Origin of the sequence: Bradyrhizobium sp. 199, assembly GCF_023073355.1 — a bacterium.
Lineage (GTDB): Bacteria > Pseudomonadota > Alphaproteobacteria > Rhizobiales > Xanthobacteraceae > Bradyrhizobium.
This window is the reverse complement of the sequence record NZ_JADPJI010000005.1, coordinates 1,133,165-1,152,512: the sequence shown is the minus strand read 5'-3', so window position 1 is coordinate 1,152,512 and position 19,348 is coordinate 1,133,165. Positions and strand designations below refer to the sequence as shown.

15 protein-coding genes and 2 tRNA genes are annotated in these 19,348 nt (G+C 63.5%); 7 read left to right on the top strand and 10 right to left on the bottom strand.

What is annotated here, in order from left to right:
• The first annotated feature begins 2 nt into the window (after nucleotides 1–2).
• Complete coding sequence (locus IVB28_RS14010) at nucleotides 3–971, top strand: cation diffusion facilitator family transporter (protein WP_247526904.1); 969 nt, start codon at nucleotides 3–5, stop codon at nucleotides 969–971.
• A 6-nt stretch (nucleotides 972–977) separates the two neighbouring features.
• On the opposite strand, the gene IVB28_RS14005 is transcribed toward IVB28_RS14010, so the two are convergent.
• The 3 genes from IVB28_RS14005 to IVB28_RS13995 form a co-directional block, all read right to left on the bottom strand.
• The gene (locus IVB28_RS14005) at nucleotides 978–2,624 is read right to left on the bottom strand and encodes a hypothetical protein (RefSeq protein WP_247526903.1); all 1,647 of its coding nucleotides are present in this window, start codon (nucleotides 2,622–2,624) and stop codon (nucleotides 978–980) included.
• Nucleotides 2,625–2,660: 36 nt separating this feature from the next.
• On the bottom strand, nucleotides 2,661–3,659 hold the full coding sequence (locus tag IVB28_RS14000) for an acyltransferase (protein WP_247526902.1): 999 nt from the start codon (nucleotides 3,657–3,659) through the stop codon (nucleotides 2,661–2,663).
• Between the two features lie 122 nt (nucleotides 3,660–3,781).
• Nucleotides 3,782–4,642: a methyltransferase domain-containing protein gene (locus IVB28_RS13995; RefSeq protein ID WP_247528537.1), complete on the bottom strand. Its 861-nt coding sequence runs from the start codon at nucleotides 4,640–4,642 to the stop codon at nucleotides 3,782–3,784.
• 367 nt (nucleotides 4,643–5,009) lie between these two features.
• Here IVB28_RS13995 and IVB28_RS13990 point away from each other — a divergent pair.
• Nucleotides 5,010–5,085 (top strand) — tRNA-Val (locus IVB28_RS13990).
• A gap of 83 nt (nucleotides 5,086–5,168) precedes the next feature.
• Entirely contained in the window at nucleotides 5,169–5,387 is a 219-nt protein-coding gene (locus IVB28_RS13985) for a hypothetical protein (RefSeq protein WP_247526901.1), read from the top strand.
• A 797-nt stretch (nucleotides 5,388–6,184) separates the two neighbouring features.
• Here the strand turns inward: IVB28_RS13985 and IVB28_RS13980 are convergent.
• The 3 genes from IVB28_RS13980 to clpX form a co-directional block, all read right to left on the bottom strand.
• Nucleotides 6,185–6,589 (bottom strand): GFA family protein, encoded by a 405-nt coding sequence (locus IVB28_RS13980; protein ID WP_247528536.1) that lies wholly within the window; start codon nucleotides 6,587–6,589, stop codon nucleotides 6,185–6,187.
• A 71-nt stretch (nucleotides 6,590–6,660) separates the two neighbouring features.
• Nucleotides 6,661–9,084 carry an endopeptidase La gene (gene lon, locus IVB28_RS13975; RefSeq protein ID WP_247526900.1) on the bottom strand — a complete coding sequence of 808 codons (2,424 nt, stop codon included), beginning with the start codon at nucleotides 9,082–9,084 and terminating at the stop codon, nucleotides 6,661–6,663.
• Between the two features lie 323 nt (nucleotides 9,085–9,407).
• Nucleotides 9,408–10,679 (bottom strand): ATP-dependent Clp protease ATP-binding subunit ClpX, encoded by a 1,272-nt coding sequence (clpX, locus tag IVB28_RS13970; protein ID WP_091965274.1) that lies wholly within the window; start codon nucleotides 10,677–10,679, stop codon nucleotides 9,408–9,410.
• 178 nt (nucleotides 10,680–10,857) lie between these two features.
• On the opposite strand from clpX, the gene IVB28_RS13965 reads away from it, so the two are divergent.
• Nucleotides 10,858–11,064, top strand: coding sequence for a hypothetical protein (locus IVB28_RS13965; protein ID WP_247526899.1), 207 nt, complete (start codon nucleotides 10,858–10,860; stop codon nucleotides 11,062–11,064).
• A gap of 72 nt (nucleotides 11,065–11,136) precedes the next feature.
• Here the strand turns inward: IVB28_RS13965 and IVB28_RS13960 are convergent, their stop codons facing one another.
• From IVB28_RS13960 to IVB28_RS13950, 3 genes are all read right to left on the bottom strand, one after another.
• Nucleotides 11,137–11,772: an ATP-dependent Clp protease proteolytic subunit gene (locus IVB28_RS13960; protein WP_247321790.1), complete on the bottom strand. Its 636-nt coding sequence runs from the start codon at nucleotides 11,770–11,772 to the stop codon at nucleotides 11,137–11,139.
• Nucleotides 11,773–12,050: 278 nt separating this feature from the next.
• Nucleotides 12,051–13,412 (bottom strand): trigger factor, encoded by a 1,362-nt coding sequence (gene tig, locus IVB28_RS13955; RefSeq protein WP_247526898.1) that lies wholly within the window; start codon nucleotides 13,410–13,412, stop codon nucleotides 12,051–12,053.
• A 172-nt stretch (nucleotides 13,413–13,584) separates the two neighbouring features.
• Nucleotides 13,585–13,669: transfer RNA gene (locus IVB28_RS13950), tRNA-Leu, on the bottom strand.
• A 154-nt stretch (nucleotides 13,670–13,823) separates the two neighbouring features.
• Between IVB28_RS13950 and IVB28_RS13945 the strand changes: the two genes are divergently transcribed.
• Nucleotides 13,824–15,140: a multicopper oxidase domain-containing protein gene (locus IVB28_RS13945; protein WP_247526897.1), complete on the top strand. Its 1,317-nt coding sequence runs from the start codon at nucleotides 13,824–13,826 to the stop codon at nucleotides 15,138–15,140.
• 4 nt (nucleotides 15,141–15,144) lie between these two features.
• On the opposite strand, the gene IVB28_RS13940 is transcribed toward IVB28_RS13945, so the two are convergent.
• Nucleotides 15,145–16,644, bottom strand: coding sequence for an NAD(P)H-hydrate dehydratase (locus tag IVB28_RS13940; RefSeq protein WP_247526896.1), 1,500 nt, complete (start codon nucleotides 16,642–16,644; stop codon nucleotides 15,145–15,147).
• Nucleotides 16,645–17,024: 380 nt separating this feature from the next.
• Between IVB28_RS13940 and IVB28_RS13935 the strand changes: the two genes are divergently transcribed.
• Entirely contained in the window at nucleotides 17,025–17,363 is a 339-nt protein-coding gene (locus IVB28_RS13935) for a P-II family nitrogen regulator (protein WP_007603495.1), read from the top strand.
• Nucleotides 17,364–17,515: 152 nt separating this feature from the next.
• Nucleotides 17,516–18,925: a type I glutamate--ammonia ligase gene (gene glnA / locus IVB28_RS13930; RefSeq protein ID WP_247526894.1), complete on the top strand. Its 1,410-nt coding sequence runs from the start codon at nucleotides 17,516–17,518 to the stop codon at nucleotides 18,923–18,925.
• Nucleotides 18,926–19,348 lie beyond the last annotated feature (423 nt).

Below are 19,348 nucleotides of genomic sequence, written 5' to 3'. Positions count from 1 at the left end.
AATTGGGCAGCCACGATCATCACGGTCATCACCAGCATGCTCGTGGCGACCATGCGCATGATCACGGTCACGACCACGGTCGGGGCCATGTCCACGCGCCTGCGAATTTCGGCAAGGCGTTCGCGATCGGCATTTCGCTCAACACCGCACTGGTCGTGGCCGAAGCGGTCTGCGGCTATATCGGCAACTCCACCGCCCTGCTCGCCGACGCCGGCCATAATCTGTCCGACGTGCTCGGCCTGGTGGTGGCCTGGGGCGCCTCGATCGCGGCCCGGCGGGCGCCGAGCGGCCGCTTCACCTACGGCTTTCGCGCCTCCACCATCCTGGCGGCGCTGGCCAACGCGGTGTTCCTGCTGGTCGCCACCGGCGCGATCGGCTGGGAGGCGATCTTGCGCCTGCGCGAGCCGGAGCCGGTCGCAGGCGTGACCGTGATGGTGGTGGCCGGCATCGGCATCCTCATCAACGGTTTTACGGCCATGCTGTTTGCAAGCGGACGCAAGGACGACATCAACATCGAAGGCGCCTATCTGCACATGGCCGCCGACGCAGCGGTCTCGCTCGGCGTCGTGATGTCAGCTGCGCTGATCATCTGGACCGGCTGGCTCTGGCTCGATCCCGTCACCAGCCTCGTGATCTGCGCCACCATCCTGTGGAGCACGACCAGCCTCTTGCGCGGCTCCATCGACATGTCGATGGCAGCAGCGCCGAAGGGCACCGACCTCGCTGCGATCAGGGCGTTTCTGCTCGCGCGGCCCGGCGTCTCCGGGATCCACGATCTCCACGTCTGGCCGATCTCGACCACCGAGACGGCGCTGACCTGCCACCTCGTCATGTCCATTGGAGCCGGCGATGCCTTCCTGATCGAGACCTCGCAGCTGCTGAGGGCCTCGTTCCGCATCGGCCACACCACGCTTCAGGTGGAAACGCATCCGGACAACGGCTGCGCACTGGCGCCGGATGATGTGGTGTGAGCGCGCCTACGCTTCACCTCTGCCGGCCCAGCCGGCCTTGGCCCTGAGCCAATCGAACAGCACGCTGCCCAGGATCGCGCTCGAGCCGGCAAGAAAAGGAATGACGTAGTATGCGTAGCGATTGAGCCCATAAATGAGGAAGGTGGGAACTGCGGCGCTGACCAGCGCCAGCAGGATCATCAACGTGCCGCCGGCAACAAGGCGGCCGGACGACCGCCGAACCAGACCCGCATGACTTGCGGGAACACCGATCAGAAGCACGAGAGCGAGGCCCAGCGTCGCCGAGGACAGCCACAGGATCGCTCCCGGACGATCGTCGTATTCGGTCGAAACATTCAAGCCGCAGCACAGCGCGACGAGATCCGAGCTCGGGGCGTAGCCGCGCGCGAAGAGACGGTTCAGCGTGAGCTGAAACTGATCCGCGGTCGGCAGCAGCCGCGACAGTGGCCACCACGGCTGATAGTAGTCGTGAATCAACTGTCCGGACTTGAGCCCGGTGGGACTTCCAAAGAACGGATACCTGTCGCGGTTGACGAAGAACTCGTAGCCCTGCGGACTGGGCGCTCGCCGCGCCACCGAATTTGCGTCGAACAGCAGGAAGTACATCTCCCGGAGAACGTGCCTGGTGAGGTGTCGATAGAGTGTCGACGGCGTCGTCAAGGTCTCGATGAAGATGTCACGCACGACCCTCTCGATATCGCCGTCGCTGTCGCCCGGCTTCGCCAGCCGGTGGATCGCGCCGAACGGCCATTGATAGACACCGACGTCGGGCCATCCCCGAGGCGTGTCTTCAGTTCGCATCTGCTCAACGAACCCCCGCGCCTGCGCCTTCCGGTCCAGATGGACGCCGTGCTCGAAATCGCCGGAATAGCCCACCACGAAAGCCATCACGGCCAGAGTCTCGTTGCCGGCGGGGCGCTTGCCGATCGCCAAGTTGATCGCCGCCGGCGTCAGATAGACGGCAGAGGCGAGAACGCCAGCCAGGGCAAGCACGCCAAGCCGGCGCAGGAATCCCGCGTCCAGCACCACCACCAGCCACAACAGAATGACGGCCGCCTGTCCTATCGCCGCCGACCGGCAGGTCAGCACGGCGCCGAGCGTCAAGCCGATCGCCGCTGCGCACCACAACGGCGGCCATTTTCTCAATGCGGCGCCGGCGGCGATGAAGGCCGCAAGACTGACCAGAAAATTTGAGATCGTCTCCGCGCCGATCGTATTGTCGTAATGGATGATGCGGCCGTGCAGTGCCGCGAGACAAAAGGCCAGCAGCGCGAAGAAACGCGGGGCGCCGGCAAGGCGCACGATCGCTGCGACGAAAAGAGCGGTGCAGACGCTCATCAGGTGCTGTGCGATGACCAAGACGAGGATGTGCGGACCGAACAGCTTGGACAGCAGCGCAAAAAAAGCGGCCAGGCCGTAGGGCCGCTTCATCGTATCTTCGAGATATTGGCCCCTCAGGATGGATTCGGTCTGGATGAGATAGGCCGCGCTGTCCTCATGGATGAAGTGATCCGGCCAGGCGACCAGGAACGCGAGGTGAACCATCAGGGCCAGGCCGATCGCGCCAGCCCACACCCAGAACCATGCGAAGGAGTCTGCCCGCCCGAGCCATGCAGACATAAAGCCGGAGCGCTGGTTTGGTGCTCGATTCATTTGCATGTCCGCAATCGATATGTCCGAACCGCCTCGCTACGTCGTCACGTCGGAGCTGGGCGCACCTGCGACGACGCGGGACTTCGAGCGTCGCGCCAGCCAACGCGCCGCCCACCGATTGATCGGACGTTCAAACAAGATCCAGGACGCGGACGAGATCGCGATGACGAGCACGAGCAAAATCCAGCGCCAGATTTCGCCATTCGCCTTGTCGAAGTGCCTCCAAGCCGCCAGCCACGGCAAGAACATGAACGCGGGCCAGTGCCACACATAAATGCCGTAGGAGATGTCGCCCAGCCTGACCAGCAGGCGCGGCGCGGCGGGCAGGAGCGCCAAGCCGGCAACGGCCAGGCAGCAGGCTACCGGTGTCGCCCATATCGTCAACCGCGGACCGAAAACATACGCGCCGACCGCGAGCGCCAGAAATGCCAGACTGGAGCTCCAGCGGGGCGAGAACCGTGCGACCATCATGTAGGCGAACACGCCCGCGGCGAAGTCCGCATAGTGACCATCGGCGAACCGGGCGATGATCGGTGGCTGAGGTTCGATCCCGCGCCCGATCCAGGCGGCGGCAACACACCAAACCAGCAGCAGCCGGACTCCGCCCAGCGGAATGAGCACTGCGGAGACGAGGTAGAAAATCACTTCGTATTCGAGTGTCCAGCCAACCGCATTCATCGGTGCGGGCTGCGGAACGATCAAGAGCGACCACACGACCCGCCCGAGCTCGATCTCGTGAGACGGCCCGCCGATGCTGCGGCTGAAGAAGGCGATCATGACCAGCGTGGCCAGCGCGTTGAGGGGGTAGATGCGAAAGAAGCGTTTGGCCAGGAAACTGAAGGGGGTGTAGCCCGGCGCCGTCGAAATGTAGCAAACGATGAAACCGGAAATGGCAAAGAAGAGGTCGACCCCGTCGGCCCCGCGATCCGCCAGGAATTTAAAAGTGACGAGCTGCGACTTGTCGAAATAGATCAGCGCGAGATGCGTGTGAAAGTAAAATACCGCCAGAGCAGCGACCGCGCGCCCGAGCTGCACGCCCGGCAGCCGACCATGAAGTTGAGCGTCTCCCATCCCGTCACAGCTACCAGCGCACCCAGCCTTGTGCAACGTCCCACAACTCAGCACATCCGCTCGCGGGCAGTTCGGATGACGCGCAACTACGCCGCCTTCGCCGTCACGATCCAGATCGCGCCCTGGAGCGACACGCTTTGCCCCTTCAGGAATGGCGCAAGCATCTCGCGGATGGCGGCTTTCGCGGCCGCATAGGTTTCCGGCGGATGGCCCTGCAGCGCACGGCTGGCCGGGCCGATCTGCAACGCGCCATCCACGGCCGCATCGAGGCCGCCGCCGATCGCGACATCCATCGCCAGATTGCGCGGCTCCATCACCACATCGACGAAGCCCGCACCCTTTAGGATGCGCATCACACGCTCTTCCGAGGCGAACGCGAACGGGCCCGGCTCCTCCGGCCCGACCGGCGGCATTTTCGGCACGTGTTTATAGACGGCCATCAGCGGCGCCATCATCCACGGATTTTCCTTCGGCTCGCGCCAGCAGGCAATGGCGAGCCGCCCGGTCGGCTTCAGCGCGCGGCGGAGGTTGGTGAAGGACGCAATGGGATCGGCAAAGAACATCACGCCGAAACGCGAGGCCAGCAGGTCAAAGCTGGTCGGCTCGAACGGATGCACCGTCGCATCCGCCAGCACGAAATCGAGCGGCAGACCTTTCGGCGCAAACGCGCGGGCCTGTGACAACATCGGTTCGGACACGTCGAGGCCGAGCGCAAAACCGTTCGGGGACACTGCCTTGGCGAACGCGAACGTCGTCGCACCGGACCCGCAACCGACATCGAGGACGCGCTCGCCCGGCTTCACGCCGGCGCGGTCGATCAGCACCTTGGCAATAGGCCCGAGCAAGCTTTCCTGCGTCGCATGGCGATCGGCCCAGCGCTGCCCGCTCGGGCCGTTCCAATAGGCGATCTGGTCGGCGTTCTCGGCGTGTCCGCTTGGTTGTTGCATGATGTCCCCGGTCATTCCCATTCGCGTGCCCGTCCCGTCGCGGTTCTACAACTGCGCAGCGGCGATATCACGTCGGGATGTCCGGCGCACCCTGCGTAGACAATGCCCTGCCGCGGGCCTGCTGCAGTGCCGCTCCTATCCGGCACGAAAACTCTCACCAGGCCGCCAATAGTAGCCAGTTCACCCGCGCTCGGCTCTTGCTTCGCGACCCGCCGGAGCGTTAAAGAGGCGCACTTGGACGGTTAGCTCAGCTGGTTGGAGCATCTCGTTTAGACCAAGATGTTTGCAACGAAAAAGCTCGATCAATAAAAGGGCTTTTGGGTCCGATCGCTGGGTGTACCAGAAACCGTACCAGATACGGCGACGTGGGCGGTTAGCTCAGTTGGTAGAGCGCCTGCTTTACACGCAGGATGTCGGCGGTTCGAGCCCGTCACTGCCCACCACGCCGCCTTTTTTGGCTCCCCCACAGCCGCGACCGGTTGTAGGCTTCCCTGAGGGACGAGTTCTCAGCGGCGAGGACCGGGGCATGCCTATCAACCGCTTGCTCTCTGGGAGCAAGACCACACCGGAAGAGATGGACCGACTTAACAAGGCTTACGCCTTCGCCTTGCGCTCCCTGGGTCTGGTCGATCGCAACGATCCCATGACGGAGCTGATCGCACGCAAGGTCATCGAAATCGGCGCGACCGGCGTCAGCGATCCCGAAACGATCTCAGAGTTGGCACTGAAACATTTGAAGATGTAGGTCGCCTCGGTCGGCGGCCTGTTTCAACATTGCCGGACGGGCGGACTGGCGTGGGGGACGCCGCGCCGACCGCTCACCGGGCTCAGTGCCGCCCCGGAGAATTGTCGCCTTGGCGGTAGACGATTAGTGCCCAAATCGGGGCCCGTTCTCACGGCACTTGGGACGGCTGGCCTATTTCCGAACCTACCCCGCTCGGTTGCTCGCAGCGGCTTGGTTTCATTTTCGGAACAAACCGAAGATCTGCGTGTTGCCGAGCATTGTTGCTGGGGAACCTGCAAAGATGCTTACGATCATGGCAACATTAGCCGCACCTGTCGTGGTGCTGACGACATTGATAATCGTCGTCTATGAGATCAGGGACGTCTGGGATCGAAATCGCATCGAGTAGTAGTAGGCCGCCCCAGTCAGTAGCCTCGTTCATCTCCGCGCCGGCGCACAACCAATCAGCCGCACACTCTGGCGCTTTGATGGCGGCATAGTCTCCGTCCGCATCCGCAAACGAGGCCGTGCCCCAATGCGGCAGCTCTGAAATCTGCTTCGACGATGGCCGGCCGAACGTCTACTTCCGGACAATGATTAAGGCGTGACGTGATCGCAGCACCGGAAGTCACGGATCATCCGCGTCCTTTTTGTGGATAACGGCCCTCGCCGCGCAGTCGTGCGCAGCCTTCGCCTGCAAGCCACGCTCGGCAAGCCGGGCGAGGCGTTCATTGGCGAAGCTGGCGACGGCTGCCGCGCCGAAGCCCAACGGGCGCGGCGGTCTTTTGGGCCGCGAGCTTCGGCTCGGCAAGCCCTTCTCAATCCCCAGGTCTTCCCGGCAGCAACGGCACCGCGTCGATCCACACCGCCGCGGACTGGCACCAGATCTGACTGACGGGCCGCAATTTGTCGCGCTGGCGGATGCTGCCCCAGCGGATACCCCAATCGTCGGCCTCCTCGCCCTCGCCGCTCGTGAACAGCGGCGAACCGCAGTCGGCGCAGAAATGCTGGAAGCGCATCCGGCCGTTGTCGCCGCGCTTGCCGTAGATCTTGGGCGTGCCGCCGGTCAGGCGGACATCGGCGCCTGAACAGACCGCCGTCACCCGGAACGGCGAGCCGGTCAGCGTCTGGCAATCGGTGCAGTGGCAGACCGACACCGCCGCGGGGTCGATCTCGGCCTCGAAGGTGATTGTCGCGCAATGGCATTGCCCGTCGATGTGCATCTTCGTCATCCCCTGCCCCCAAACAAAAACGGCGCCCGAAGGCGCCGTTTTATCATCATTTAGAATGGCGATCAGTGCGCGGTCAGGCCGCCGGCGGCTTCATCGCCGTCCGGCTTCACCGTCACCTTGGTGTCCTCTTCCCAGACGATCGGCACCGGCTTCTTGACCAGCGCCTTGACGACGACGTCGTCGAGACGCGAGACCGGGATGATCTCCATGCCGCCCTTGATCGCATCGGAAATCTCCGTGAGATCCTTGGCGTTGTCCTCGGGGATCAGCACCGTCTTGATGCCGCCGCGGGCCGCGGCCAGCAGCTTCTCCTTCAGGCCGCCGATCGGCAGCACGCGGCCGCGCAGCGTGATCTCGCCCGTCATCGCGACATCGTGGCGGACCGGGATTCCGGTCATGACCGAGATGATCGCGGTGGCCATGGCAACGCCCGCGGAGGGACCGTCCTTCGGCGTCGCGCCTTCCGGCACGTGGACGTGGATGTCGCGCCGGTCGAACAGCGGCGGCTCGATGCCGTAATTGATCGCGCGCGAGCGGACATAGGACGCCGCCGCCGAGATCGATTCCTTCATCACGTCACGCAGATTGCCGGTGACCGTCATCTTGCCCTTGCCGGGCATCATGACACCCTCGATGGTCAGCAACTCGCCGCCGACGTCGGTCCAGGCAAGGCCGGTGACGATGCCGACCTGCGGCTCGCTCTCGATCTCGCCGTAGCGGTACTTCGGCACACCGAGCAACTCTTCCAGAGTCTTCTCGGTGACCTTGACCGACTTCTTCTTGGAGATCATCAGCTCTTTCACCGCCTTGCGGGCGAGTGTCGAAAGCTCACGCTCCAGGTTACGCACGCCCGCTTCGCGGGTGTAGCGGCGGATCAGAAGCAGCAGCGCGTCGTCGTCGATCGAGAACTCCTTGGAGTCCAGACCGTGCTTGGACACCGCGTTCGGGATCAGATGCTTGCGCGCGATCTCGACCTTCTCGTTCTCGGTGTAACCGGCGATCCGGATGATCTCCATGCGGTCCATCAGCGGGCCCGGAATATTGAGCGTATTCGCGGTCGTGATGAACATCACGCTGGACAGATCGTAGTCGACCTCGAGATAGTGGTCGTTGAACGTCCCGTTCTGCTCGGGGTCGAGGACCTCGAGCAAGGCGGAGGACGGATCGCCGCGGAAATCGGCGCCCATCTTGTCGATCTCGTCCAGCAGGAACAGCGGATTGGACGACTTGGCCTTGCGCATCGACTGGATGATCTTGCCGGGCATCGAGCCGATATAGGTGCGGCGGTGACCGCGGATCTCGGCCTCGTCACGCACGCCGCCGAGCGAGACGCGCACGAATTCGCGCCCCGTCGCCTTCGCGATCGACTTGCCGAGCGAGGTCTTGCCGACGCCGGGAGGCCCGACGAGGCACAGGATCGGTCCAGTCAGCTTGTTCGCACGCGACTGCACCGCGAGGTACTCGACGATGCGCTCCTTGACCTTCTCCAGCCCGTAGTGATCGGAGTCCAGGATGCCTTGCGCCTGCTCCAGGTCCTTCTTCACCTTGGACTTCTTGTTCCACGGGATCGACAGCAGCCAATCCAGATAATTGCGCACGACGGTCGCTTCCGCGGACATCGGCGACATCTGGCGCAGCTTCTTCAATTCATGCTGCGCCTTTTCGCGCGCTTCCTTGGAGAGCTTGGTCTTGGAGATCTTCTCTTCGAGATCGGCGAGTTCGTCGCGACCGTCGTCGTCGCCGAGTTCCTTCTGGATCGCCTTCATCTGCTCGTTGAGATAATACTCGCGCTGGGTCTTCTCCATTTGTCGTTTGACACGAGAACGGATCCGCTTCTCGACCTGCAGCACCGAGATCTCGCTCTCCATCAGGCCCAGCACCTTCTCGAGGCGCGTGGTGACCGACAGCGTCTCTAGGATGCCCTGGCGGTCCGCGATCTTGACGGCGAGATGCGAGGCCACGGTGTCGGCGAGCTTGGCGAAATCGGTGATCGCCTGCACGACGCCGACTACCTCGGCCGAGATCTTCTTGTTGAGCTTCACATAGCTCTCGAAGTCGGACACGACCGAGCGCGCCATCGCTTCGGCCTCGACCGACTTCGCATCAGTGTCGGCCAGCGCAATGGCGGTCGCTTCGTAATAGTCGGCGCGATCGGTGTACTTCTGCACGCGCGCGCGCTCGAGCCCTTCGACCAGCACCTTCACGGTTCCGTCAGGAAGCTTCAAGAGCTGCAGCACGCTGGCGAGCGTACCGGTCTCGTAAATGGCATCGGGCGCCGGATCATCGTCGGACGCGTTCTTCTGCGTCGCGAGCATGATCAGCGCGTCGTTCTTCATCACCTCTTCGAGCGCGCGGATCGACTTCTCGCGGCCGACGAAGAGCGGAACGATCATGTGCGGGAACACGACGATGTCGCGCAGGGGCAGCACGGGATAGGCGTGCGTTTCGCCATGAACGATGGTTGGCCGGGGTTTTGGATTAGTCATCGCCTTTTTCCTTTTGCTTTACCCCCTCGCACGCAGCCCGCTGTTCATGCGCAACCGCCACAAGGTGCCGAATTGATCCGAAAGACCGGTCGGTCCTCTGCGAGTAGGACCGCCTCGCCGGATCGGAACTGAGGCGAATCTGGAAGAGAATTTTCGCTCGCCGCCGACATTAGGTGGCTATCGACAAGGGGGGTGTCAAGTCATTGAAAAACGCGCGCCATCAGGCGCTTACGCAACGCGGCAAGCGACGCAACACCGGCTGCGGAGATACACTTCCGCAGCCCGGCTTGAGGATACAATTGGAGCGTTCCAGCGCCGCCGGATCAGGCGCTGGCGTTCTCGACGGCGCGATCGGACCGATCGGCGTAGATGTAGAGCGGGCGCGCCGTTCCTTCCACGACTTCGCGGGAGATCACGACTTCTTCCACGCCTTCCAGGCCCGGCAGGTCGAACATCGTCTCGAGCAGGATCGCCTCGAGGATCGAACGCAACCCGCGCGCGCCGGTCTTGCGCTCGATCGCCTTGCGGGCAACCGCGCCAAGCGCCTCGTCGGCGAAGGTCAGCTCGATGTTCTCCATCTCGAACAGCCGCTGGTACTGCTTCACCAGCGCGTTCTTCGGCTCCGTCAGGATCTTCTTCAGCGAAGCCTCGTCGAGATCCTCGAGCGTCGCCACGACGGGCAGACGGCCGACGAATTCGGGGATGAGGCCGTACTTCAGCAGGTCCTCAGGCTCGACGTGACGGAAGATCTCGCCGGTCCGGCGGTCTTCCGGCGCCATCACCTGGGCGGCGAAACCGATCGAGGTCGACCGCCCACGTGCCGAGATGATCTTCTCGAGGCCGGCGAACGCGCCGCCGCAGATGAACAGGATGTTGGTGGTGTCCACCTGCAGGAATTCCTGCTGCGGATGCTTGCGGCCGCCCTGCGGCGGAACCGAAGCCACCGTGCCTTCCATGATCTTGAGCAGCGCCTGCTGCACGCCTTCACCCGACACGTCGCGCGTGATCGAGGGATTGTCGGACTTGCGGCTGATCTTGTCGATTTCGTCGATGTAGACGATGCCGCGCTGAGCGCGCTCGACATTGTAGTCGGCGGCCTGGAGCAGCTTCAGGATGATGTTCTCGACGTCCTCACCGACATAGCCGGCCTCGGTCAGCGTCGTTGCATCCGCCATCGTGAACGGCACGTCGAGGATGCGGGCGAGCGTCTGCGCGAGCAGCGTCTTGCCCGAGCCGGTCGGACCGATCAGCAGGATGTTCGACTTCGCGAGTTCGACGTCGTTGTGCTTGGTCTGGTGGTTGAGGCGCTTGTAGTGGTTGTGCACCGCGACCGACAGGACCTTCTTGGCATGGCTCTGGCCGATCACGTAGTCGTCCAGGACCTTGCAGATTTCCTTCGGCGTCGGAATGCCGTCGCGCGACTTGACCAGCGAGGATTTGTTCTCCTCGCGGATGATGTCCATGCAGAGCTCGACGCACTCGTCGCAGATAAAGACCGTGGGACCCGCGATCAGTTTGCGGACTTCGTGCTGGCTCTTGCCGCAGAACGAGCAATATAGCGTGTTCTTGGAGTCGCTCGTGCCGACCTTACTCATTCCTGTCTCCGTCCGCGGTTCGATCCCGTTCCGCTCGATCGCTCCATTCCGGCACGATGGCCAGCATGAAGCTTAAATAGAGCAAATTCCGTACCAAAAAAGACCCTACGCGTTACATCCCGTGCGAATCAGGGTCACTCGATTCTCCGCGATCATAGCCGATCGTTCGTAGCCAACCATGCTGTCACCCGACTATCAAGAATTCGCTAATCGGGGGGCGCCGGCTACCCGTGACAATACCGTGATTTCCGGTCTTGGCACGGATGAAGTGATCGAAATCACCCCGGCGTTGCTGGATTGCCACGAAAAACAAGCACGAAAGCAGAACTTTCTGCCTGTGCAGGCTGCAAAAACTACGTTTTGCAGCGCGTACACGCGTCCATAGCGTGAACGCCACCTTATGGTGCGCGACGGATCCCAAGGGGTTGCCGAGGGATCGCGTCACACTTCTGTAGTGCTACGGGGTCTTCGCCCCTGCCGCTTCCTCAGCGCGCTTGTCGATGACCCTGTCGACCAGGCCGAACTCCTTGGCGTCGTTCGCGGTCAGGAACTTGTCGCGTTCCAGCGCGTCCTCGATCGACTTGTAGGTCTGGCCGGTGTGCTTCACGTAGATCTCGTTGAGCCGCTTCTTCAGGTTCAGGATTTCCTGGGCGTGCAGCATGATGTCGGTGGCCTGGCCCTGGAAGCCGCCGGAGGGCTGGTGCACCATGATGCGCGCGTTCGGCAGCGAGAAACGCATGTCCTTTTCGCCGGCGCAGAGCAGCAGCGAGCCCATTGAGGCGGCCTGGCCCGTGCACAGCGTCGAGACCGGCGGACGGATGAATTGCATGGTGTCGTAGATCGCAAGCCCCGACGTCACCACGCCGCCCGGCGAGTTGATGTACATCGAGATTTCCTTCTTCGGGTTTTCCGCCTCGAGGAACAAGAGCTGCGCGACGACCAGCGTCGACATGCCGTCCTCGACCGGCCCGGTCAGGAAGATGATGCGCTCCTTCAGGAGGCGCGAGAAAATGTCGTAGGCGCGCTCGCCACGGTTGGTCTGCTCGACCACCATGGGCACGAGGTTCATGTAGGTTTCAACCGGATCGCGCATGAGTCACCTAGGGTTTTCGCAGACGGACATCACCGGGCCTGGCTGCCAGTTTGGCTTTGCCGGAAGCGCGAGTGGACGTCCTGTGATGCAGGAACTTGGGTAAGAGGTAGAAGGCGTACCGACAGATATAGCCCAATTCGCTTCTGACAAGTGCGGAGCGCATTAAGGCTTAATCCGTCGGGCAGTTGAAGCTGATTCGTACAAACAGGCCCAGCCGGCCATCTGGCTAGCTGGGCCTCTTCGCCGATCATCCTTAATAGGAGACTATCTCAAAGCCTTCAGGCGGCGGTCTTTTCCGCCTCGTCGTCCTTGTAGAGGTCCTCGCGCGAGACCTTCTTCTCGGTCACCTTGGCGAGCTCGAGGATGAAGTCGACGACCTTGTCCTCATAGATCGGTGCGCGAAGCTGGGCCAACGCCTGGGCGTTGCTGCGGTAATAGTCCCAGACTTCCTTCTCGCGGCCGGGCATGGAGCGCGCGCGATCGATCACGGCGCGGCCGACCTCGTCGTCGGTCACGGAGATCTTGTTCTTCTCGCCGATCTCGGAGAGCACGAGGCCGAGCCGCACGCGGCGGTCGGCGATCTTGCGGTACTCTTCCTTCGCCTTGTCCTCGGTGGTGTCTTCGTCGGCAAAGGTCTTGCCGGCGGAATCCATCTCGGCCTTGACCGAGTTCCACATCAGATTGAACTCTTCGTCGACCAGAGAGGGCGGCGCCTCGAAGCGGTGCGCCTCGTCGAGGCGGTCGAGCAGCGCGCGCTTGACGCGCTGGCGCGTCGCGCCGGCAAACTCGGCAACCAGACGCTCGCGCGCGGCTTCCTTCAGCTTGTCAAGCGATTCGAGGCCGAGCGTCTTTGCGAACTCGTCGTCGATTGCGAGGTCCTGCGGCGTCTCGATCAGCGTCGCGGTGGTCTCGAACTCGGCGGGCTGGCCGGCGAGCTTCTCGTTCATGTAGTTCTTCGGGAACGACACTTTCAGCGTGCGCGTCTCATTGGCGCCGATGCCGATCAGCTGCTCCTCGAAGCCGGGAATGAAGGTGTTGGAGCCGATGGCAACCTGGATGCCCTCGCCGGTGCCGCCCTCGAAGACTTCGCCGTTGATGCTGCCCTTGAAGTTGATGGTGACGCGGTCGCCCGAGGCGGCCTTGGCGCCCTCGCCCTTATCGGCAAAGGTGCGGTTGGTATCGGCGATGCGCTTGATCGCCTCGTCGACGTCGGCGTCGGTGACCTCGGCGACGGGCTTCTCGACCTCGAACGTCTTGAAGTCGGCGAGCGCAATCGAAGGCACCACCTCGATCGCGACCGTGTAGGTCAGATCGGTCTTGCCGCTCAGCAATTCCTCGACCTCGGCCTGCTCGCTCGGCATGGTGATCTTCGGCTCGGTTGCAAGGCGAAAGCCGCGCTCGGAGAACAGCTGCGTATTGGTGTCGCGGATGGTCTGGTCGATGGTCTCGGCCATCACCGAGCGGCCATAGACCTTCTTGAGGTGAGCGACCGGCACCTTGCCGGGGCGGAAGCCGTTGATGCGGACCTTGTCCTTGAGGTCAACGAGCTTGGCACCAGCCTTGGCGTCGAGATCAGACGCAGGAACGCTGATCTTGAACTCGTGCTTCAAACCTTCCGAGAGGGTCTCTGTGACCTGCATGGCGTCCAATCTTCTTCTCTTCGGTCCCGGCGCGCATGCGTCGGGACGCTGTCATCAATCGATCCGGCGCAAGGCAAACGCCTCAACGCCGGTGCTTCATCGGACCGGCTCCCGGCGGACAAACATCCGCGCGGAAGCAGGCCTCGTAATCCGTGCAAACGCGATTAGCGCTTGGTGCGGGCGGAGGGACTCGAACCCCCACAACTTTCGTCACTGGAACCTAAATCCAGCGCGTCTACCAGTTCCGCCACGCCCGCGTGAAGTTGCATCAAGACCGGCCGCGATGCCGCGGGCGGCCGGGCTTATAGCATGTGCCTGACTGTTCGCAGCAAAAAAATGGCCCGATGGAGGCAGGCTTTAGGTAGGCACCACGGCTGGACTTATCCAGCGCGCCGTGGTCCGGATCGCGCCATGAAACCAGGGATCTTCGACCCGACCAGACGCGAGCTTTTGGCCGGCCTCGGCGCCGGCCTTGGAGCTTCAGCAGCAGGGCTGTTATCGGGCGGCGCAGGCCCGCTTGTGACCGCCCAGCTCGCCCTGCAGGCAAGGCCGGCAACGCTCGCTCTGAGACCGGGGCAGCCGCCTACACCGATCTGGGAGCTCGCCGCCCTAAGCCATCTCAAGGACGTCCGTCTGAGGCGTGGTGACCGCTGCGAGGTCGTGTTTCGGAACGACCTCCCTGTGCCGCTTGCGCCAGTCTGGTACGGCCTCAACGGCGGGGCCCCCGCTGACCCGCTCCGGGGACGCGCGCCCGCGCCGCCAAACGCGGTTGAAACATCAATCATTTCAATTCTCAATGCGGGAACCCTGCTGGCCGACTTCCGCCTGTTCGAGGACGGTCTGAAGCAGCCGGCGCGCCCGCTTCCGATCATTGCCGCCGAGACGACCCCGCTCGCCGTTGATCGTGACGAGGTCCTGCTGATCGAGGAATGGCGCCTGCAGCCGGACGGGACCGCGGTGCCGCCGGGCCAGGACCCGAAGGACATCAAGCCGCTCTATACGATCAACGGACAGATCTCATTCGAACTCTCAGCCCCAGGCAATCAGCGGCTGCGGCTGCGCTTTATCAATGGCTCCCAACGCACTGTTCTGGCGATCAAATTGGAAGGCCACGACGTGCGCGTGATGGCCGTGGACGGACAGCCGGCCGAGCCGTTTTCGGCCCGCAACGGCGCCCTGGTCCTGGCACCTGGCGGACGCGCCGACGTCTTGGTGGATGCAGCCACATCGGCCCCCTTCCTGCTGCATGACGGCAAGGAGGCGCGCCAGGTCGGCAGGCTGACGATATCAGGCACACTGGCGCGGCGTGCGCCCCTCGTGCCGCCGCAGTCGCTCCCTCCGAACGACCTGCCCGAGAAGCTCGACCTGAAAGGCGCCCTGCGGGTCGATGTCGCGCTCGGCGCAGCCGACGCCGGCTGGATCCGGCCTGCAAGCTTCTCCACCGCGTCCACTCCAGCCTTTCGGTCCAAGGCCGGCCGCACGGTCGTGCTGGCCCTCAAGAACCCTGCCCCGAGCACAATCGTTTTCCATCTGCACGGCCACCCCTTCCGCCTGCTCGACAGGCTCGACGACGGCTGGAAGCCCTATTGGCTCGACACGCTCGCCATCGAGCCCGGCCAGACCCAGCGCATCGCTTTCGCGGCGACCTCGCCCGGACGATGGCTGATGGAATCCGTCGCGACCGACTGGGCCGCACCGCGGCTGGTGCGCTGGTATGGGGTGGAGTGAGCGCTCAGTATTCGATGCCAAGCGCAGAATAGATCCGCCGGTGCACGGCCGGCAGCGTCTCGGTGAGATCCTCGGCGATCAGGCCGGGCCCGGCTTCGCTGCCCGCCTCGCCATGCATCCACACGCCGATGCTGGCGGCTTCGAACGCCGGCACGCCCTGCGCCAGGAGGCCAGCGATGATGCCGGAGAGGACGTCGCCCGCGCCGGCGGTGGCGAGCCAGGGCGGCGCGTTGGCGGCAATGGTGGCGCGGCCGTCGGGAGCGGCGATCGTGGTGTCGGGTCCCTTCAGGAGCACGACGGCGCCGCAGCGCTCGGCGGCTGCGCGCACGCGCTCCAGCTTGGAACGGCCCGGAAATTTGTTGCTGAGGTCGGAGAACAGGCGCGGAAACTCGCCTTCGTGCGGGGTCAGCACCACCGCATTGTCACCTGAGGACCTGATTGATTCAAACAGGCGCGCAGGGCTTGCAGCAAAGCTCGTCAGCGCATCCGCGTCCAGCACCAAATGCCGCTGTGCGCTCAGCGCGGTGTGAACGAGATCGCAGGTGCGCTCGCCGATGCCCGCGCCGGGGCCGATGATGCAGGTGCTGTAGCGCTTGTCGCCGAGCAGCTCGCCGAACTCGACGACCGTGTCGACGGGGTGAACCATGACGGCCGTGAGCGCGGCCGCGTTGATCGCGAGCGCACCGCGCGGGCTCGCCAGCGTCACCAGGCCGGCTCCTGCCCGCAGCGCGCCGCGCGCGGCCAGCCTTGCCGCGCCGGTCGCCGCCGCATCGCCGGAGACCGCCAGCACGTGGCCCCGCGCGTATTTGTGGCCGCCGATGCGCGGCACCGGGAAAGCTGCGCGCCAGACCTCCGGATCGTTCTCGAACGTCTGCGGTGCGATCTCGTCCAGCACCTGCGCGTCGATGCCGATGTCCGCGACGCGCACATGGCCGCAATGCATCCGACCCGGCAGCAGCAAATGCGCCGGCTTCTTGCGAAAGAAGGTGACGGTCTCGGTGGCGTTCACCGCCGCGCCCATTACGGCCGCGCTGGTGCCGTTGATGCCGCTCGGCAGGTCGACCGCGAGCACCGGGGCGCCGTTGGCGTTGATCGCCTCGATCATCGCATGCGCCTCGCCGTCGACGGGACGGCTGAGGCCTGCACCGAACAGCGCATCGATGATCAGCGCGGGACGTCCGATCGCCTGCGGATTGAACGGGAGCAGCGGATGCTTCCAGCCGCGCGCGGCGGAGGCCGCATCGCCCTGGAGCTGGTCGCGCTCGCACATGGCGATCACCGAGACCTCGCGCCCCTGGGCGGCGAGCTCGGCGGCTGCGACAAAACCGTCACCGCCATTGTTGCCGGGTCCGGCCACGATCAGGATCGGCCCCTCCTCCACCAGCGCCTGGGCGGCGTCGGCGACCGCCTGGCCCGCGCTCAGCATCAGCTTGAAACCGGGCGTGCCGGCCGCGATGGTGAGCTGGTCCGCCCGCTGCATTTCGGCGTTGGTCAGAACTTCCATGCCACTTCCCTAGTACAATCGCCTTTTCAACAGGCATCTTCCGCGCCGATCCGACGCGGGGAACACCGACTTGCACACTTATTGAACCGTTTGCCTATTTCGTAGTCTTCGGTATTTTATGCAGGTCGGCGCCACGACTCAGAGATGCTCGTTAAAAGGCTGATAACGCTCCAATAATCAGGGCATTTGCAATTTGGCATAGACCCTGCTTTCGAGGAAGCCGCTTCGGTTCGTCGTGCTCACTGGCATTTATCAGGTGTCGCCGGCCGTTGTTGCCGGACAGGTCAGGGATCCCGGCTTAGCGAAGACAAGATCGTGCGTTAAGAGAAGCGCATCCTGACGAAGACGTTGCATTTGTTCGAAAGGCCGGGAGGCGCGCAGTGAAGAAAATCGAAGCCATCATCAAGCCATTCAAGCTCGACGAGGTGAAGGAAGCGCTTCAGGAAGTCGGCCTTCAGGGCATCACCGTCACCGAGGCCAAGGGCTTTGGCCGGCAGAAGGGCCACGCCGAACTCTACCGCGGCGCAGAATACATCGTCGATTTCCTGCCCAAGGTGAAGATCGAGATCGTGATCGGCGACGATCTGGTCGAGCGCGCCATCGACGCGATCCGCCGCGCCGCACAGACCGGACGCATCGGCGACGGTAAGATCTTCGTCTCCAACATCGAAGAGGCGATCCGCATCCGAACCGGCGAATCCGGGCTGGACGCTATCTGAGCCGGGTGCTATCCCGCGTTTTGCGACACTCTGACAAGAAAAAGGCTGCTTCGGCGGCCTGATTTCGTTTGTGCGGTCGCGCGCGAACTCGCCAAAAACGAGAACAATCCTGCTCATCTGGAAACCGACCCGCAGAGCCAAAAGGGGTATGCATGAAGACCGCCAAAGACGTCCTGAAATCGATCAAGGACAACGACGTCAAGTACGTCGACCTGCGCTTCACCGATCCGCGTGGCAAGTGGCAGCATGTGACGTTCGACGTCAGCATGATCGATGATGACATCTTCGCCGAGGGGACGATGTTCGACGGCTCCTCGATCGCCGGCTGGAAGGCGATCAACGAGTCCGACATGTGCCTGATGCCGGATCCGGTCACCGCGACGATCGATCCGTTCTTCGCCGAGACCACCATGGTCATCACCTGCGACGTGCTCGAGCCGACCACCGGCGAGCCCTACAACCGCGACCCCCGCGGCATCGCCAAGAAGGCCGAAGCCATGGTGAAGTCGATGGGCATCGGCGATAGCGTGTTCGTCGGCCCCGAAGCCGAGTTCTTCGTGTTCGACGACGTGCGCTTCTCCGCCAACCCCTACAACACCGGCTTCCGTCTCGACTCCTCCGAGCTGCCGACCAATTCCGACACCGAATATGAAGGCGGCAATCTCGGCCACCGCATCCGCACCAAGGGCGGCTACTTCCCGGTGCCGCCGCAGGACTCGGTGCAGGACATGCGCTCGGAGATGCTCGGCGCCATGGCCAAGATGGGCGTCAAGGTCGAGAAGCACCATCACGAGGTCGCCTCCGCCCAGCACGAGCTCGGCATGAAGTTCGACACGCTGACGCTGATGGCCGACCACATGCAGATCTACAAATACTGCATCCACCAGGTCGCGCACATCTACGGCAAGACCGCCACCTTCATGCCAAAGCCGGTCTATGGCGACAACGGCTCGGGCATGCACGTGCACCAGTCGATCTGGAAGGACGGCAAGCCGGTGTTCGCCGGCAACAAATACGCCGACCTGTCGGAGACCTGCCTGCACTACATCGGCGGCATCATCAAGCACGCCAAGGCGATTAACGCCTTCACCAACCCGTCGACCAACTCCTACAAGCGTCTGGTCCCGGGCTATGAGGCCCCGGTGCTGCTCGCCTACTCCGCGCGCAACCGTTCGGCCTCCTGCCGTATCCCCTACACGGCTTCGCCGAAAGCCAAGCGTGTCGAGGTGCGCTTCCCCGATCCGATGGCCAATCCCTATCTGGGCTTCGCCGCGATGCTGATGGCCGGCCTCGACGGCATCAAGAACAAGATCGATCCGGGTCCGGCGATGGACAAGGACCTCTACGACCTGCCCAAGGAAGAACTGAAGCAGATTCCGACCGTCTGCGGTTCGCTCCGCGAGGCGCTAGAGAACCTCGACAAGGACCGCGGCTTCCTCAAGAACGGCGGCGTGTTCGACGACGACTTCATCGACGCCTATATCGAGCTGAAGATGACCGAAGTCGCCCGCTTCGAAATGACCCCGCACCCGGTCGAGTTCGAGATGTACTATTCGCTCTGATGGTCGGAAGTTTATTCGACAAGCAAAAGGCGCTCCGAAAGGAGCGCCTTTTCGTTTCGGGGGTGTCGTAGGGTGAGTAGAGCCTTACAGAACCCGATCTACTCAGCCGCTACCACGTCGCCGTGAACGCCTTCTGCAGCTCGGCCGGCGCGGTCACGCCGCCTGCGATCAGCGGTTGGGTGAGAACACGCGCCTTCTGGCCCATGCCCTCGCCTCAGCGAGCGTACCGCTGAACCGGAAATTTCAGGAGCTCACGCACGAGCCGCCACAAGCCTTCATCATGCGCCGCCGCGTCGAGCATGCTCGCACGCTGCCGGAGACGACGATGCAGCCCATCAAGGCGAGGCGCGCACGGCCGGCTACGAGGACGAGAGCGGCTTTCGCAAGGCGTACCACAAGCTGACTACCTTGATATCGCCGCAG